The sequence below is a fragment of the Escherichia sp. HH091_1A genome, assembly GCF_030295175.1.
Taxonomy (GTDB): domain Bacteria; phylum Pseudomonadota; class Gammaproteobacteria; order Enterobacterales; family Enterobacteriaceae; genus Escherichia; species Escherichia coli_F.
In genome coordinates this window covers 3,227,464-3,243,832 of record NZ_AP025747.1, presented here as the reverse complement: position 1 = coordinate 3,243,832, position 16,369 = coordinate 3,227,464, and the positions used below count along the sequence as shown (strand labels likewise).

Annotated in this window: 13 protein-coding genes; 10 read left to right on the top strand and 3 right to left on the bottom strand. The window is 52.7% G+C overall.

All coding sequences use genetic code 11. The annotated features are described in order from the left end of the window. Positions 1–153 precede the first annotated feature (153 nt). From qseG to glnB, 3 genes are read left to right on the top strand one after another with little or no spacing between them, the layout of a single operon-like run. Complete coding sequence (gene qseG / locus QUF14_RS16295; RefSeq protein ID WP_001215869.1) at positions 154–867, top strand: two-component system QseEF-associated lipoprotein QseG; 714 nt, start codon at positions 154–156, stop codon at positions 865–867. Further along, positions 857–2,191 carry a two-component system response regulator GlrR gene (glrR, locus tag QUF14_RS16290; RefSeq protein WP_012599921.1) on the top strand — a complete coding sequence of 445 codons (1,335 nt, stop codon included), beginning with the start codon at positions 857–859 and terminating at the stop codon, positions 2,189–2,191. The genes qseG and glrR overlap by 11 nt, the downstream gene beginning before the upstream one ends. Before the next feature lie 60 nt (positions 2,192–2,251). After that, positions 2,252–2,590 carry a nitrogen regulatory protein P-II gene (gene glnB, locus QUF14_RS16285; protein WP_000717691.1) on the top strand — a complete coding sequence of 113 codons (339 nt, stop codon included), beginning with the start codon at positions 2,252–2,254 and terminating at the stop codon, positions 2,588–2,590. Positions 2,591–2,633: 43 nt separating this feature from the next. Here glnB and hmpA read toward each other — a convergent pair whose 3' ends face one another. After that, positions 2,634–3,824: an NO-inducible flavohemoprotein gene (gene hmpA / locus QUF14_RS16280; RefSeq protein ID WP_000883134.1), complete on the bottom strand. Its 1,191-nt coding sequence runs from the start codon at positions 3,822–3,824 to the stop codon at positions 2,634–2,636. 327 nt (positions 3,825–4,151) lie between these two features. Between hmpA and glyA the strand changes: the two genes are divergently transcribed. After that, a complete protein-coding gene (gene glyA, locus QUF14_RS16275; protein ID WP_000919162.1) occupies positions 4,152–5,405 on the top strand; it encodes a serine hydroxymethyltransferase in 1,254 nt (417 codons plus the stop codon). 197 nt (positions 5,406–5,602) lie between these two features. On the opposite strand, the gene QUF14_RS16265 is transcribed toward glyA, so the two are convergent. Continuing rightward, the gene (locus tag QUF14_RS16265; RefSeq protein WP_001354820.1) at positions 5,603–6,796 is read right to left on the bottom strand and encodes an ROK family protein; all 1,194 of its coding nucleotides are present in this window, start codon (positions 6,794–6,796) and stop codon (positions 5,603–5,605) included. 117 nt (positions 6,797–6,913) lie between these two features. Between QUF14_RS16265 and QUF14_RS16260 the strand changes: the two genes are divergently transcribed. From QUF14_RS16260 to QUF14_RS16235, 6 genes are all read left to right on the top strand, one after another. Next, positions 6,914–10,195, top strand: a complete 3,282-nt coding sequence (locus QUF14_RS16260; protein ID WP_100733756.1) for a DUF5107 domain-containing protein — start codon at positions 6,914–6,916, stop codon at positions 10,193–10,195. A gap of 96 nt (positions 10,196–10,291) precedes the next feature. Next, the gene (locus QUF14_RS16255; protein WP_100733755.1) at positions 10,292–11,275 is read left to right on the top strand and encodes a substrate-binding domain-containing protein; all 984 of its coding nucleotides are present in this window, start codon (positions 10,292–10,294) and stop codon (positions 11,273–11,275) included. Positions 11,276–11,297: 22 nt separating this feature from the next. Further along, positions 11,298–12,809 (top strand): sugar ABC transporter ATP-binding protein, encoded by a 1,512-nt coding sequence (locus QUF14_RS16250; protein WP_000493506.1) that lies wholly within the window; start codon positions 11,298–11,300, stop codon positions 12,807–12,809. Positions 12,810–12,833: 24 nt separating this feature from the next. Next, positions 12,834–13,832, top strand: coding sequence for an ABC transporter permease (locus tag QUF14_RS16245; RefSeq protein WP_001276687.1), 999 nt, complete (start codon positions 12,834–12,836; stop codon positions 13,830–13,832). 32 nt (positions 13,833–13,864) lie between these two features. Beyond that, complete coding sequence (locus tag QUF14_RS16240; RefSeq protein ID WP_000700837.1) at positions 13,865–14,959, top strand: zinc-dependent alcohol dehydrogenase family protein; 1,095 nt, start codon at positions 13,865–13,867, stop codon at positions 14,957–14,959. An 11-nt stretch (positions 14,960–14,970) separates the two neighbouring features. Continuing rightward, on the top strand, positions 14,971–15,843 hold the full coding sequence (locus QUF14_RS16235) for an aldose 1-epimerase (RefSeq protein ID WP_000158524.1): 873 nt from the start codon (positions 14,971–14,973) through the stop codon (positions 15,841–15,843). A gap of 47 nt (positions 15,844–15,890) precedes the next feature. On the opposite strand, the gene QUF14_RS16230 is transcribed toward QUF14_RS16235, so the two are convergent. Continuing rightward, complete coding sequence (locus tag QUF14_RS16230) at positions 15,891–16,313, bottom strand: DoxX family protein (protein WP_001094726.1); 423 nt, start codon at positions 16,311–16,313, stop codon at positions 15,891–15,893. Between the last annotated feature and the right edge of the window lie 56 nt (positions 16,314–16,369).

Genomic DNA, 16,369 nt, shown 5'->3' with positions numbered 1-16,369 from the left:
TATCCCATCAGGCTATTTTATTTGCCAGTTTGGCCTCGTGCAGTGCTCGAAATCCTTACGTACTACGTGTACGCTCCGGTTTCTCCGCGCTGTCCATGTCCAAACTGCCTGCAACAATTACGCCCACTGGGATAGGTTTTAAGTCTGGTGAATATGCGACACATTTTTCAACGATTATTGCCCCGACGGCTATGGCTGGCAGGGCTGCCATGTCTGGCATTGCTGGGTTGCGTGCAGAGTCACAATAAGCCAGCTATTGATGCGCCAGCAGAAGAAAAAATTCCGGTTTATCAACTGGCTGACTATCTTTCTACTGAATGCAGCGACATCTGGGCACTGCAAGGTAAGTCAACTGAAACCAATCCGCTTTACTGGCTGCGGGCGATGGATTGTGCTGATCGTTTAATGCCTGCGCAGTCGCGTCAGCAAGCCCGCCAATATGACGACGGCAGCTGGCAAAATACCTTCAAACAAGGGATTTTGCTCGCCGACGCCAAAATTACGCCTTATGAGCGCCGCCAGCTGGTCGCGCGCATTGATGCGTTAAGTACCGAGATCCCGGCACAGGTTCGCCCACTGTATCAACTCTGGCGCGACGGTCAGGCGCTGCAACTGCAACTGGCGGAAGAGCGCCAACGCTACAGCAAACTCCAGCAGTCCAGCGACAGCGAACTGGATACTTTGCGCCAGCAACATCACGTTCTACAGCAGCAACTGGAGCTCACCACCCGCAAGCTGGAAAATCTGACCGATATTGAACGTCAGCTCTCGACCCGCAAACCGGCTGGCAATTTCTCGCCGGATACGCCGCACGAGAGTGAAAATCCCGCGCCATCTACCCATGAGGTCACTCCTGATGAGCCATAAGCCTGCGCATTTATTACTGGTCGATGACGATCCTGGATTGCTGAAACTGCTTGGCTTGCGTCTGACCAGCGAAGGCTACAGCGTGGTCACGGCAGAAAGTGGAGCTGAAGGATTGCGGGTACTGAATCGCGAAAAAGTAGATTTAGTCATCAGCGACCTGCGGATGGATGAAATGGACGGTATGCAGTTGTTTGCCGAAATCCAGAAAGTGCAGCCGGGAATGCCGGTAATTATTCTTACCGCCCATGGTTCCATTCCCGATGCGGTTGCCGCGACACAGCAGGGCGTGTTCAGTTTCCTCACCAAGCCTGTCGATAAAGACGCGCTGTATCAGGCAATTGACGATGCTCTGGAGCAATCAGCTCCCACTACCGACGAACGCTGGCGCGAGGCGATTGTCACTCGTAGTCCGTTAATGTTGCGCTTGTTGGAACAGGCGAGGCTGGTGGCGCAGTCAGATGTTAGCGTTTTGATTAACGGTCAGAGCGGTACCGGGAAAGAGATTTTTGCCCAGGCGATCCACAACGCCAGCCCGCGCAACAGCAAGCCGTTTATTGCTATTAACTGTGGCGCATTGCCCGAGCAATTACTGGAGTCCGAGCTGTTTGGTCATGCGCGTGGCGCGTTTACTGGCGCTGTCAGCAATCGCGAAGGTTTATTCCAGGCGGCGGAAGGCGGTACGCTGTTTCTCGATGAGATTGGCGACATGCCCGCACCGTTGCAGGTCAAACTGCTACGCGTGTTGCAGGAGCGCAAAGTGCGCCCGCTGGGCAGCAACCGCGATATTGATATCGACGTGCGGATTATTTCCGCCACTCACCGTGACCTGCCAAAGGCGATGGCGCGCGGGGAATTCCGTGAAGATCTCTACTATCGCCTCAATGTTGTCAGTCTGAAAATTCCGGCATTGGCGGAGCGCACAGAAGACATTCCGCTACTGGCAAACCACTTATTGCGCCAGGCGGCAGAGCGACATAAACCGTTTGTCCGCGCATTCTCCACCGATGCAATGAAACGACTGATGACCGCGAGCTGGCCGGGTAATGTGCGCCAGTTGGTCAACGTGATTGAACAGTGCGTGGCGCTAACATCATCTCCGGTGATTAGTGATGCGTTAGTCGAGCAGGCGCTGGAGGGCGAAAATACGGCTCTGCCAACCTTTGTTGAGGCGCGTAATCAGTTTGAACTCAACTACTTGCGTAAGCTGCTGCAAATCACCAAAGGTAATGTCACCCACGCGGCGAGAATGGCGGGGCGCAACCGGACAGAATTTTATAAACTGCTTTCCCGACACGAGCTGGATGCAAACGATTTCAAGGAATGAATCGGCGTTATGTGTTACGTTTAGCAGATCAAAAGACAGGCGACCTTTTCAAGGAATAGCATGAAAAAGATTGATGCGATTATTAAACCCTTCAAGCTGGACGATGTCCGCGAAGCACTGGCTGAAGTCGGCATTACCGGCATGACGGTCACCGAGGTGAAAGGTTTTGGCCGCCAGAAAGGCCATACCGAGCTGTATCGCGGCGCGGAGTATATGGTGGATTTTCTGCCGAAAGTGAAAATTGAGATTGTCGTGCCGGACGACATTGTCGATATCTGCGTAGATACGATTATTCGCACGGCGCAAACCGGCAAAATCGGTGACGGTAAAATTTTCGTCTTTGACGTGGCACGGGTCATTCGTATCCGTACTGGCGAAGAGGACGACGCGGCAATTTAAACCGCGTCAGGGTTGCCGGATGTCTCCATCCGGCAACCTCAAATCACAGCACTTTATGCGGGCCAAAGCATTCGTAATGAATGTTTTCCTGTTTCACACCCAGGTCCACTAACTGTTTCGCCGCAAACTGCATGAAGCCAACCGGGCCGCAGAGATAGAACTGCATTGTCGGATCGCTGAACGCACCTTCCAGTTTGCTCAAATCCATCAGACCTTCACTATCAAACTGACCTTTAGCGCGATCGGCTTCGCTCGGCTGACGATACCAGGTGTGCGCGGTAAAGCGTGGCAGTGCTTGCCCCAGTTCCTTAACTTCATCGGCAAAGGCATGAACATCGCCATTTTCTGCCGCATGGAACCAGTTTACCTCAGCGCTATGACCTGCTTTTGCCAGCGTGTCGAGCATTGCCAGCATTGGTGTTTGACCGACACCGGCAGAGATTAACGTCACCGGCGTGTCATCTGCGATAGCCATAAAGAAATCACCTGCCGGAGCGACCAGTTTCACGACATCGCCAACGTTGGCGTGATTGTGTAACCAGTTTGATACCTGCCCACCCTCTTCGCGTTTCACTGCAATACGATAGCCTTTGCCATCCGGTTTGCGCGTCAAAGAGTACTGACGAATTTCCTGATGTGGGAAACCTTCCGGCTTCAGCCAGACGCCGAGATATTGCCCTGGACGGTATTCCGCCACTGCGCCGCCGTCCACCGGCTCAAGTTCGAAGCTGGTGATAAGCGTGCTGCGCGGTGTTTTAGCTACAATGCGGAAATCGCGAGTACCTTCCCAGCCACCGGCTTTGCTGGCGTTTTCGTTATAGATTTCTGCCTCGCGATTGATAAATACATTAGCCAGTACGCCATAGGCTTTACCCCACGCGTCCAGCACTTCCTGGCCCGGACTGAACATTTCGTCCAGCGTCGCCAACAGGTGTTCACCGACGATATTGTATTGTTCCGGTTTGATCTGGAAGCTGGTGTGTTTCTGAGCGATTTTTTCAACCGCTGGCAGCAGCGCAGGCAGGTTTTCGATATTGCTGGCGTAGGCGGCAATGGCGTTAAACAAGGCTTCACGTTGATCGCCATTACGCTGGTTACTCATGTTAAAAATTTCTTTGAGTTCTGGGTTATGAGTAAACATACGGTCGTAGAAATGGGCGGTTAACTTTGGCCCTGTTTCCACCAGTAAAGGGATGGTGGCTTTTACTGTAGCGATGGTTTGAGCGTCAAGCATATGGTCTTCCTTTTTTTGCATCTTAATTGATGTATCTCAAATGCATCTTATAAAAAATAGCCCTGCAATGTAAATGGTTCTTTGGTGTTTTTCATGAAGAATGTGATGAAGTGAAAAATTTGCATCACAAACCTGAAAAGAAATCCGTTTACGGTTGCAAGCTCTTTATTCTCCAAAGCCTTGCGCAGCCTGAAGGTAATCGTTTGCGTAAATTCCTTTGTCAAGACCTGTTATCGCACAATGATTCGGTTATACTGTTCGCCGTTGTCCAACAGGACCGCCTATAAAGGCCGAAAATTTTATTGTTAGCTGAGTCAGGAGATGCGGATGTTAAAGCGTGAAATGAACATTGCCGATTATGATGCCGAACTGTGGCAGGCTATGGAGCAGGAAAAAGTACGTCAGGAAGAGCACATCGAACTGATCGCCTCCGAAAACTACACCAGCCCGCGCGTAATGCAGGCGCAGGGTTCTCAGCTGACCAACAAATATGCTGAAGGTTATCCGGGCAAACGCTACTACGGCGGTTGCGAGTATGTTGATATCGTTGAACAACTGGCGATCGATCGCGCGAAAGAACTGTTCGGCGCTGACTACGCTAACGTCCAGCCGCACTCCGGCTCCCAGGCGAACTTTGCGGTCTACACCGCGCTGCTGGAACCCGGCGACACCGTTCTGGGTATGAACCTGGCACATGGCGGTCACCTGACTCACGGTTCTCCGGTTAACTTCTCCGGTAAACTGTACAACATCGTTCCTTACGGTATCGATGCTACCGGTCATATCGACTACGCCGATCTGGAAAAACAAGCCAAAGAACACAAGCCGAAAATGATCATCGGTGGCTTCTCTGCATATTCCGGCGTGGTTGACTGGGCGAAAATGCGTGAAATCGCTGACAGCATCGGTGCTTACCTGTTCGTTGATATGGCGCACGTTGCGGGACTGGTCGCTGCTGGCGTCTACCCGAACCCGGTTCCTCATGCTCACGTAGTGACTACCACCACTCACAAAACCCTGGCGGGTCCGCGCGGCGGCCTGATCCTGGCGAAAGGCGGTAGCGAAGAACTGTACAAAAAACTGAACTCTGCCGTTTTCCCTGGTGGTCAGGGCGGCCCGTTGATGCACGTAATCGCTGGTAAAGCGGTTGCTCTGAAAGAAGCGATGGAACCTGAGTTCAAAACTTACCAACAGCAGGTCGCGAAAAACGCTAAAGCGATGGTAGAAGTATTCCTGGAGCGCGGCTACAAAGTGGTTTCCGGCGGTACTGATAACCACCTGTTCCTGGTTGATCTGGTTGATAAAAACCTGACCGGTAAAGAAGCTGACGCCGCTCTGGGCCGTGCTAACATCACCGTCAACAAAAACAGCGTACCGAACGATCCGAAGAGCCCGTTTGTAACCTCCGGTATTCGCGTGGGTACTCCGGCGATTACTCGTCGTGGCTTTAAAGAAGCCGAAGCGAAAGAACTGGCTGGCTGGATGTGTGACGTGCTGGACAGCATCAATGATGAAGCCGTTATCGAGAGCATCAAAGGTAAAGTTCTCGACATCTGCGCACGTTACCCGGTTTACGCATAAGCGAAACGGTGATTTGCTGACAATGTGCTCGTTGTTCATGCCGGATGCGGCGTGAACGCCTTATCCGGCCTACAAATTATTGCAAATTCAAGATATTGCAATCTCCGTGTAGGCCTGATAAGCGTAGCGCATCAGGCAATTTTTCGTTTGTGATCATCAAGGCTTCCTTAGGGAAGCCTTGTTACGTTATCGCGCCATCAAATCTGTCGTAACTGCGCCTCAACATACAAATAGCCAATCCCCAGCACCTGCTGTGCGCGGCTTAATTGCCCAAAGCCAATTTGCGTCGCTTTCACGCTCGGTCCTTCGTCACGGTCGAACGGGTTAAATCCTGTCTGGCGAATAATGGAATTAAGCCAGTTCTCACCAAAGGCGCAGCTGCGACCATACAGCCAAATCTGATTAATATTGAGGATATTCAGGAAGTTATACAGACTCAAACCAATGGCGTTGGCACTGCGGTCAACCCAGCTGGTGATCCACGGTTCTCCACTCTGCCAGGCAGCGATTAATTGTGCGGTAGTCAGTTTTTCAGGATCAAGCTGAGTATTAACCGGTTGTGATTTTAGCCATACTCGCGCCTGTTTTTTTAATGCGCTTAACGAGGCGACGGTTTCCAGGCAGCCATAACGTCCACAGTCGCAGGCGACGCCATCCGGATTAACGATGGTGTGACCAATCTGTCCGCTACCATACAAACTGCCGCGATAAATTTGCTCGTTAATCACGAACGACGAGCCAATACCGTAATCAACGTTGATCACGCAGAAATCCCGTCCTTGCGAATTATTTTGCCATTTCTCCGCCAGCGCCAGCATCACGCAGTCATTATCGACCATCACCCGAATGCCCAGCTTCTCTTCCAGCAGATACTTCACCTCAACCGGTGTTGTCCACGGCGCTTGCGGCATGGTTTGCGACACGCCAGTCACTGGATCAACCTGACCGTGGATAGCCAGCGCCAGGTTGATGGTACGGTCTGGCCACAGTTTACGATGGCGATGCCAGCATTTTTCGATTTCGGACAACAGAGCCTGCGGTGTCGGTGCATCAATCTGAAAATATTCAAATTCGCCTTTCGGACTTAAACAGGCATTAGCGACCTGACACTCAATGCTGGTGGGCGTCACGTTCAGGCACAGCGTCCAGTCACCTTCCGGCGCGATCAGCCATGTACCGCTACTGTGCCCGCGCGTCTGGCTTTCATCGTCGATATTCACCACCCGTTTTTCGCTTTCCAGCTCCTGCAAAATATTACTGACCGCTGGAATTGAAATTTGCGCCAGCCGGGCCAGCGTTGATTTATTGGCGCGCTTTTGCCGGTACAGCAGTTCCAGAATCACGCATTTGTTATGGTGGCGAATCTGTTGATTATTAATGCAGGCTCTCATCTTCACTAAACCTTGTTTAGTTAATTGCGTGATTATTCCGCGAAAACATTGCCAGATTGTTCAATACACTGCCACAAATCTTTTAATTCAGTATGTCTTGTTAATATTGAGGGCACTATGACTCCAGTAAAAGTGTGGCAAGAGCGCGTTGAGATCCCGACTTATGAAACCGGGCCGCAGGATATACACCCTATGTTCCTGGAAAATCGCGTTTATCAGGGATCGTCCGGCGCGGTTTATCCCTACGGCGTGACCGATACGCTGAGCGAGCAGAAAGTCCTGAAATCCTGGCAAGCGGTGTGGCTGGAAAACGACTATATCAAAGTGATGATCCTGCCGGAGTTGGGCGGTCGGGTGCATCGCGCTTGGGATAAAGTGAAACAGCGCGATTTTGTCTATCACAATGAGGTGATTAAACCGGCGCTGGTAGGGCTATTGGGGCCGTGGATTTCGGGCGGGATTGAGTTTAACTGGCCACAACACCATCGCCCGACTACCTTTATGCCCGTTGATTTCACCCTCGAAGCCCATGAAGACGGCGCACAGACGGTGTGGGTCGGCGAAACGGAGCCGATGCACGGTTTACAGGTGATGACCGGTTTCACACTACGCCCTGACCGGGCGGCGCTGGAGATTGCCAGCCGCGTCTATAACGGCAATGCCACGCCGCGTCATTTCTTGTGGTGGGCCAACCCGGCAGTGAAAGGTGGCGAAGGGCATCAGAGCGTTTTCCCGCCGGATGTAACGGCGGTGTTTGATCACGGCAAACGGGCTGTTTCAGCTTTCCCTATCGCTACCGGCACTTACTACAAAGTGGACTACTCCGCCGGAGTGGATATTTCTCGCTATAAAAATGTGCCAGTGCCGACTTCGTATATGGCCGAAAAATCGCAGTACGATTTTGTTGGCGCATGGTGTCACGATGAAGATGGTGGTTTGCTACACGTTGCCAACCACCACATCGCGCCAGGTAAAAAACAGTGGAGCTGGGGACACAGTGAATTCGGCCAGGCGTGGGATAAGAGCCTGACCGACAATAACGGCCCGTATATCGAACTGATGACGGGTATTTTTGCCGATAACCAGCCCGATTTTACCTGGCTTGATGCTTACGAAGAGAAGCGTTTCGAGCAGTATTTCCTGCCTTATCATTCTCTGGGCATGGTGCAAAACGCCTCCCGCGATGCGGTGATTAAACTCCAGCGTAGCGAGCGGGGGATTGAGTGGGGGCTGTATGCCATCTCCCCGTTGAACGGATACCGGCTGGCGATCCGCGAAATCGGCAGATGCAACGCGTTACTCGACGATGCCGTGGCTCTGACACCAGCGAACGCCATTCAGGGCGTGTTGCATGGTATCAATCCTGACAGACTAACCATTGAACTCTCCGATACTGACGGCAATATCGTACTGAGTTATCAGGAACATCAGCCGCAAGAGTTGCCGTTGCCGGACGTCGCCAAAGCGCCACTGGCAGCACAAGACATTACCAGTACAGATGAAGCCTGGTTTATCGGTCAGCATCTGGAGCAATATCATCATGCCAGCCGTTCACCGTTCGATTACTACCTGCGCGGTGTGGCGCTGGATCAGCTGGATTATCGCTGTAACCTGGCGTTGGCAATGCTGGAATATAACCGCGCCGATTACCCACAAGCGGTGTCGTATGCCACTCAGGCGCTGAAACGCGCACATGTGCTGAACAAAAACCCGCAGTGCGGACAGGCGAGTTTGATTCGCGCCAGTGCTTACGAACGTCAGGGGCAATATCAACAAGCCGAAGAGGATTTCTGGCGTGCGGTCTGGAGCGGAAACAGTAAAGCCGGTGGCTATTATGGTCTGGCACGGCTGGCGGCGCGTAATGGTCACTTCGACGCGGGTCTGGATTTTTGCCAACAAAGTCTTCGCGCCTGCCCAACCAATCAGGAAGTGCTTTGCCTGCATAACCTGCTGCTGGTGTTAAGTGGTCGTCAGGACAACGCGCGTATGCAGCGAGAGAAGTTGCTGCGTGATTATCCGCTGAACGCCACTCTGTGGTGGCTGAACTGGTTCGATGGTTGTAGCGAATCTGCCCTCGTACAGTGGCGAGGTCTGTGTCAGGGACGCGACGTTAACGCCCTGATGACCGCCGGGCAACTGATTAACTGGGGCATGCCCGCTCTGGCGGCAGAGATGCTGAACGCACTGGACTGTCAGCGCACGCTACCGCTTTACCTGCAAGCCAGTTTGCTGCCGAAAGCTGAACGCGGCGAACTGGTCGCAAAAGCCATTGATGTTTTCCCGCAGTTTGTCCGTTTCCCTAATACGCTGGAAGAGGTTGCGGCGCTGGAGAGTATTGAAGAGTGCTGGTTTGCCCGTCATTTACTGGCCTGCTTTTACTACAACAAGCGCAGTTACAACAAAGCCATTGCCTTATGGCAGCGTTGCGTTGAGATGTCGCCGGAGTTTGCCGACGGCTGGCGTGGGCTGGCAATCCATGCGTGGAATAAGCAGCATGATTATGAACTGGCCGCGCGTTATCTTGATAGTGCTTATCAGCTTGCGCCGCAGGATGCTCGTCTGCTTTTTGAACGGGATTTGCTGGATAAGCTAACCGGTGCTGCACCAGAAAAACGTCTGGCGCGTCTGGAAGCTAATCTGGAAATCGCCCTGAAGCGTGATGACATGACCGCAGAATTGCTCAATTTGTGGCATCTCACTGGTCAGGCAGACAAAGCGGCGGACATTCTCGCCACGCGCAAATTCCACCCGTGGGAAGGTGGGGAAGGGAAGGTCACCAGCCAGTTTATCCTCAACCAGTTATTACGCGCCTGGCAGCATCTTGATGCCAGAGAGCCGCAGCAGGCCAGCGAACTGCTTCATGCCGCGTTGCATTATCCGGAGAATTTAAGCGAAGGCCGTTTACCGGGGCAAACTGACAACGACATCTGGTTCTGGCAGGCGATATGCGCCAAGGCGCAGGGCGATGAAACTGAAGCGACGCGTTGTTTACGTCTGGCGGCGACCGGCGATCGCACCATTAACATCCACAGTTATTACAACGATCAGCCGGTTGATTATCTCTTCTGGCAAGGGATGGCGCTGCGATTACTGGGCGAACAACAAACCGCACAGCAACTGTTTATTGAAATGAAACAGTGGGCGCAAGAGATGGCGAAAACCAGTATCGAAGCGGATTTCTTTGCCGTCTCGCAACCTGACTTGTTATCGCTGTATGGCGATTTACAACAGCAACATAAAGAAAAATGTCTGATGGTGGCGATGCTGGCGGCTGCGGGATTAGGCGAGATTGCGCAATACGAATCTGCTCGCGCTGAATTGACGGCGATTAATCCAGCCTGGCCGAAAGCGGCATTATTTACCACCGTGATGCCTTTTATTTTTAGCTACGTTCACTAAACACTATTAACTGTAATATTTGAGCGGCACGCGCTGCCGCTCACGCTCAAATAATTAAAATAAGCCGTTGTAAATAAAAACCCTACAGGAGGCACTATGCCTAAAAAAATGAGAACAACCCGTAATCTATTATTAATGGCTACGCTATTAGGTAGCACACTATTTGCCAACGCTGCGGAAAAAGAAATGACCATTGGTGCAATATACCTTGATACCCAGGGATATTACGCTGGAGTGCGCCAGGGCGTTCAGGATGCGGCAAAAGATTCTTCAGTACAGGTACAGTTAATTGAAACTAACGCCCAGGGCGATATTTCGAAAGAAAGTACCTTTGTTGATACCCTCGTGGCGCGTAATGTCGATGCCATTATTTTGTCGGCAGTGTCTGAAAATGGCAGTAGCCGCACCGTTCGCCGCGCCAGTGAGGCGGGTATTCCGGTGATTTGCTACAACACCTGTATTAATCAAAAGGGTGTCGATAAATATGTCTCGGCATATCTGGTTGGCGATCCGCTGGAATTTGGTAAAAAACTGGGTAACGCTGCCGCCGATTATTTTATTGCTAACAAAATTGACCAGCCGAAAATTGCTGTCATCAATTGCGAAGCCTTTGAAGTTTGTGTGCAACGACGTAAAGGGTTTGAAGAAGTATTAAAAGCCCGCGTTCCCGGCGCGAAAATTGTCGCTAATCAGGAAGGGACTGTTTTAGATAAAGCGATTTCTGTTGGTGAAAAACTGATTATCTCCACGCCAGATCTCAATGCCATTATGGGGGAATCGGGTGGAGCGACACTCGGCGCGGTAAAAGCGGTACGTAATCAAAATCAGGCTGGAAAAATTGCCGTTTTCGGTTCGGATATGACCACTGAAATTGCACAGGAACTGGAAAATAACCAGGTGCTGAAAGCGGTAGTGGATATTTCCGGTAAGAAAATGGGCAATGCTGTTTTCGCGCAAATATTGAAGGTTATCAATAAACAAGCCGACGGTGAAAAAGTGATTCAGGTGCCAATCGATCTCTATACCAAAACGGAAGACGGTAAACAGTGGCTGGCAACGCACGTTGATGGTCTGCCCTAATCGCTGATTCGCAGAGGTCCCTATGTTCACGGCAACAGAGGCAGTTCCGGTAGCAAAAGTGGTGGCAGGAAATAAGCGTTACCCCGGCGTCGTTGCGCTGGATAACGTTAACTTTACGCTCAATAAAGGCGAAGTTCGCGCGCTGTTAGGCAAAAACGGTGCGGGAAAATCGACCCTCATTCGAATGCTTACCGGTAGCGAACGTCCGGATAGCGGTGATATCTGGATTGGCGAGACGCGACTGGAAGGCGACGAAACTACGCTGACTCGCCGTGCCGCTGAACTGGGGGTACGCGCGGTTTATCAGGAATTAAGTCTGGTGGAAGGGCTGACAGTGGCGGAAAACCTCTGCCTCGGTCAGTGGCCCCGCCGCAACGGCATGATTGATTACCTGCAAATGGCGCAGGATGCCCAACGTTGCTTACAGGCGCTGGGCGTCGATGTTAGCCCTGAACAACTTGTTTCGACACTAAGCCCGGCGCAAAAGCAACTGGTGGAAATTGCGCGGGTGATGATAGGCGAGCCGCGCGTGGTCATTCTTGATGAACCTACCAGTTCGCTTGCCAGTGCGGAAGTTGAACTGGTGATAAGCGCCGTGAAAAAGATGTCGGCACTGGGCGTGGCGGTGATTTATGTCAGCCACCGGATGGAAGAAATTCGCCGCATTGCCTCCTGTGCCACCGTTATGCGCGATGGTCAGGTGGCGGGCGATGTGATGCTCGAAAACACCTCAACCCGTCATATTGTGTCGCTGATGCTCGGGCGCGATCACGTTGATCTTGCACCGGTTGTAGCTCAGGAGATTGCGGACCAGACCGTACTGGAAGTTCGCGCGTTACGCCACAGACCAAAACTTACGGAGATCAGTTTTTCCCTGCGTCGTGGCGAAGTGCTCGGCATTGCTGGCCTGCTGGGGGCAGGGCGCAGTGAATTGCTGAAGGCGATTGTTGGGCTGGAGACGTATGAACAGGGCGAAATTGTTATCAACGGCGAGAAAATCACGCGCCCCGATTACGGCGAGATGCTGAAACGCGGCATTGGCTATACGCCAGAAAACCGCAAAGAAGCGGGGATCATTCCCTGGCTGGGCGTTGACGAAAATACGGTACTGACCAATCGGCAAAAAATCAGCGCCAACGGTGTGCTGCAATGGTCCACCATCCGCCGCCTGACCGAAGAGGTGATGCAGCGGATGACGGTCAAGGCAGCCAGTAGCGAAACGCCTATTGGCACGCTTTCTGGCGGCAATCAACAAAAAGTGGTGATCGGTCGTTGGGTCTATGCCGCCAGCCAGATTTTATTGCTCGACGAGCCAACGCGCGGCGTTGATATCGAAGCCAAACAGCAGATTTACCGTATTGTCCGCGAGCTGGCTGCCGAAGGGAAAAGCGTGGTGTTTATCTCCAGTGAAGTGGAGGAGTTGCCGCTGGTGTGCGACCGCATCCTGTTGTTACAGCACGGCACGTTCTCGCAGGAGTTTCACTCGCCGGTCAATGTGGATGAGCTGATGTCCGCCATTCTGTCTGTGCACTGATGAATTTTACCGAGGAACCTGAAGATGTCTGCTTCGTCATTATCATTGCCGCAGGGCAAGAGCGTCTCGCTCAAACAATTTGTCAGTCGCCATATTAATGAGATCGGTTTGCTGGTGGTGATTGCCATTCTTTATCTGGTCTTCTCTCTGAACGCGCCGGGTTTTATCTCATTGAATAACCAGATGAACGTGCTGCGCGATGCCGCCACCATTGGGATTGCCGCCTGGGCGATGACGCTGATTATTATCTCCGGTGAAATTGATGTCAGCGTTGGACCGATGGTGGCTTTTGTCTCGGTGTGCCTGGCATTTTTGCTGCAATTTGAGGTTCCGCTGGCGATTGCTTGTCTGCTGGTGTTGCTGTTAGGGGCGCTGATGGGAACGCTCGCCGGGGTACTGCGCGGCGTGTTTAACGTGCCAAGTTTCGTTGCCACGCTGGGGCTGTGGAGCGCCCTGCGCGGAATGGGGCTGTTTATGACCAACGCCCTGCCAGTGCCGATTGACGAAAACGAGGTGCTGGACTGGTTAGGTGGACAATTTCTCGGTGTGCCGGTATCCGCGCTGATCATGATGGTGTTGTTTGCGCTGTTTGTGTTCATTAGCCGCAAAACCGCCTTCGGGCGCTCGGTTTTTGCTGTTGGCGGTAATGCCACGGCGGCGCAGTTGTGCGGTATCAACGTTCGTCGGGTGCGCATTCTTATTTTTACCCTTTCGGGATTATTAGCGGCGGTGACCGGCATTTTGCTGGCAGCTCGCCTCGGTTCTGGTAACGCAGGTGCCGCAAACGGTCTGGAGTTTGACGTCATCGCTGCGGTCGTGGTCGGCGGTACGGCGCTTTCCGGTGGTCGCGGCTCGTTGTTCGGTACGCTGCTTGGCGTACTGGTGATTACGCTAATCGGTAACGGTCTGGTGCTGCTCGGGATTAACTCTTTTTTCCAGCAGGTGGTGCGCGGCGTCATCATCGTGGTGGCGGTTCTGGCGAATATCTTGCTGACCCAGCGAAGCAATAAAGCGAAACGCTAAACCTTAACGCCCCTGGCGCGGGTGCGGCAGGGATGAAAATTAATCGTATTGTTAATGAGGGAATTATGAAAACGATGCTGGCAGCTTATTTACCAGGAAATTCGACCGTCGATCTGCGGGAAGTTGCGGTGCCGACACCGGGGATTAACCAGGTACTGATTAAAATGAAATCCTCCGGGATTTGCGGAAGCGATGTCCACTATATCTATCATCAACACCGCGCCACAGCGGCGGCTCCCGATAAACCGTTATACCAGGGATTTATCAACGGTCATGAACCGTGCGGGCAAATTGTGGCGATGGGGCAAGGCTGTCGCCATTTTAAAGAGGGCGACCGCGTGCTGGTGTATCACATTTCTGGCTGTGGTTTTTGCCCGAACTGCCGTCGCGGTTTTCCTATCTCTTGTACTGGCGAAGGAAAAGCCGCTTACGGCTGGCAGCGTGACGGCGGCCATGCTGAATACCTGCTGGCGGAAGAAAAAGATCTGATCCTGCTGCCGGATGCGTTGAGCTACGAAGATGGTGCGTTTATCAGTTGTGGCGTTGGCACAGCGTATGAAGGGATTTTGCGCGGCGAAGTTTCCGGCAGTGATAACGTGCTGGTGGTCGGTCTGGGGCCGGTCGGCATGATGGCGATGATGCTGGCGAAAGGTCGCGGTGCAAAAAGGATCATCGGCGTTGATATGCTGCCGGAACGTCTGGCGATGGCGAAACAGTTAGGGGTGATGGATCACGGCTATTTAGCAACGACCGAAGGCCTGCCGCAGATTATCGCCGAACTCACCCACGGTGGCGCGGATGTTGCGCTCGATTGTTCCGGTAATGCCGCAGGTCGCTTACTGGCGTTGCAATCCACTGCTGACTGGGGACGGGTGGTTTACATCGGGGAAACCGGAAAAGTGGAGTTCGAGGTTAGCGCTGATCTGATGCATCATCAACGGCGGATTATTGGCTCCTGGGTGACCAGTCTGTTCCATATGGAAAAATGCGCCCACGATTTAACGGACTGGAAACTGTGGCCGCGTAACGCCATTACCCACCGCTTCACGCTGGAACAGGCAGGTGATGCCTATGCGCTGATGGCGAGCGGCAAATGCGGGAAAGTTGTGATTAACTTCCCGGATTAAGGAGTCAGCGGATGACTATCTATACCTTATCTCACGGGCCGCTAAAGCTGGACGTTTCTGACCGGGGCGGCGTCATCGAAGGCTTCTGGCGTGACGCGACGCCGCTCTTACGTCCCGGTAAAAAAAGCGGTGTGGCAACCGATGCCTCTTGTTTTCCGCTGGTGCCGTTTGCAAACCGGGTGAGTGGCAACCGTTTTGTCTGGCAGGGGCGTGAGTATCAACTGCAACCGAATGTTGAGTGGGATGCGCACTATCTGCACGGCGACGGCTGGCTGGGGCAGTGGCAATGTGTCTCGCGCAGCGATGATAGCTTGTGTCTGGTGTATGAACATCGCAGCGGTGTTTATCACTATCGGGTAAGTCAGGCGTTTCATTTAACGGCAGATACGCTGACGGTGACGCTCTCTGTCACCAATCAAGGGGCAGAGACGCTGCCATTTGGTACCGGCTGGCATCCTTATTTTCCGTTGTCACCACAAACGCGGATTCAGGCGCAGGCGAGCGGTTACTGGCTGGAACGGGAGCAGTGGCTGGCGGGGGAGTTTTGCGAGCAGCTACCGCAGGAGCTGGATTTCAACCAGCTCGCGCCGTTGCCGCACCAGTGGGTGAACAATGGCTTTGCCGGATGGAATGGTCAGGCCCGCATTGAGCAGCCGCAGGAGGGTTATGCCATCATCATGGAAACGACGCCACCTGCACCATGTTATTTCATCTTTGTTTCCGACCCGGCGTTTGATAAAGGATATGCGTTTGATTTCTTCTGTCTGGAACCGATGAGCCATGCGCCGGATGACCATCATCGCCCGGAAGGAGGTGACCTCATTGCGCTTGCGCCGGGGGAATCAACAACGTCAGAGATGTCGTTGCGGGTTGCGTTACTGTAATTTATAAAATGCCGGATAAGGCGTTCACGCCGCATCCGGCATCTTTCCTAACGCCGATCGAGAGAAATTGCCCCCGGCCCGGTAATTGCCAACAGCAGGAATGCGCCAGCGATACTGACATTCTTCCAGAAATTAATCATATTTGGCCCAACCGCATCGCCGGTCATATCCCAGTAATGGTGACCAATCACCGCCGTACCCAGCGTGTAGAAAATAAACAGCACCGCCAGCGGACGGGTGAAAAAGCCAAGCACGATTAAAATCGCGGCGGGCACTTCCATAACTACCGCAATAATCGCTGCCAGCATCGGCATTGGCGCGCCCAGCGAGGCCATATATTGGACCGTACCGTCAAAGCCCATCATTTTGGGAAAACCAAAAATAATGAAAATTAAGACCACGGCGATACGGGCAATTAATAACAAAACGGGGCGGGCAGCACCAAAATCAAAATAACGTAGTGTGTTCATAACCAATCCCTTTGCAAGATAATGTGATTTAAACGTAATACACACTCTGGTACCTC

Coding starts and splice junctions, on each gene's coding strand:
- qseG (WP_001215869.1), top strand. CDS start 154: ATGCGACACATTTTTCAACGATTATTGCCCCGACGGCTATGGCTGGCA.
- glrR (WP_012599921.1), top strand. CDS start 857: ATGAGCCATAAGCCTGCGCATTTATTACTGGTCGATGACGATCCTGGA.
- glnB (WP_000717691.1), top strand. CDS start 2,252: ATGAAAAAGATTGATGCGATTATTAAACCCTTCAAGCTGGACGATGTC.
- hmpA (WP_000883134.1), bottom strand. CDS start 3,824: ATGCTTGACGCTCAAACCATCGCTACAGTAAAAGCCACCATCCCTTTA.
- glyA (WP_000919162.1), top strand. CDS start 4,152: ATGTTAAAGCGTGAAATGAACATTGCCGATTATGATGCCGAACTGTGG.
- QUF14_RS16265 (WP_001354820.1), bottom strand. CDS start 6,796: ATGAGAGCCTGCATTAATAATCAACAGATTCGCCACCATAACAAATGC.
- QUF14_RS16260 (WP_100733756.1), top strand. CDS start 6,914: ATGACTCCAGTAAAAGTGTGGCAAGAGCGCGTTGAGATCCCGACTTAT.
- QUF14_RS16255 (WP_100733755.1), top strand. CDS start 10,292: ATGCCTAAAAAAATGAGAACAACCCGTAATCTATTATTAATGGCTACG.
- QUF14_RS16250 (WP_000493506.1), top strand. CDS start 11,298: ATGTTCACGGCAACAGAGGCAGTTCCGGTAGCAAAAGTGGTGGCAGGA.
- QUF14_RS16245 (WP_001276687.1), top strand. CDS start 12,834: ATGTCTGCTTCGTCATTATCATTGCCGCAGGGCAAGAGCGTCTCGCTC.
- QUF14_RS16240 (WP_000700837.1), top strand. CDS start 13,865: ATGAAAATTAATCGTATTGTTAATGAGGGAATTATGAAAACGATGCTG.
- QUF14_RS16235 (WP_000158524.1), top strand. CDS start 14,971: ATGACTATCTATACCTTATCTCACGGGCCGCTAAAGCTGGACGTTTCT.
- QUF14_RS16230 (WP_001094726.1), bottom strand. CDS start 16,313: ATGAACACACTACGTTATTTTGATTTTGGTGCTGCCCGCCCCGTTTTG.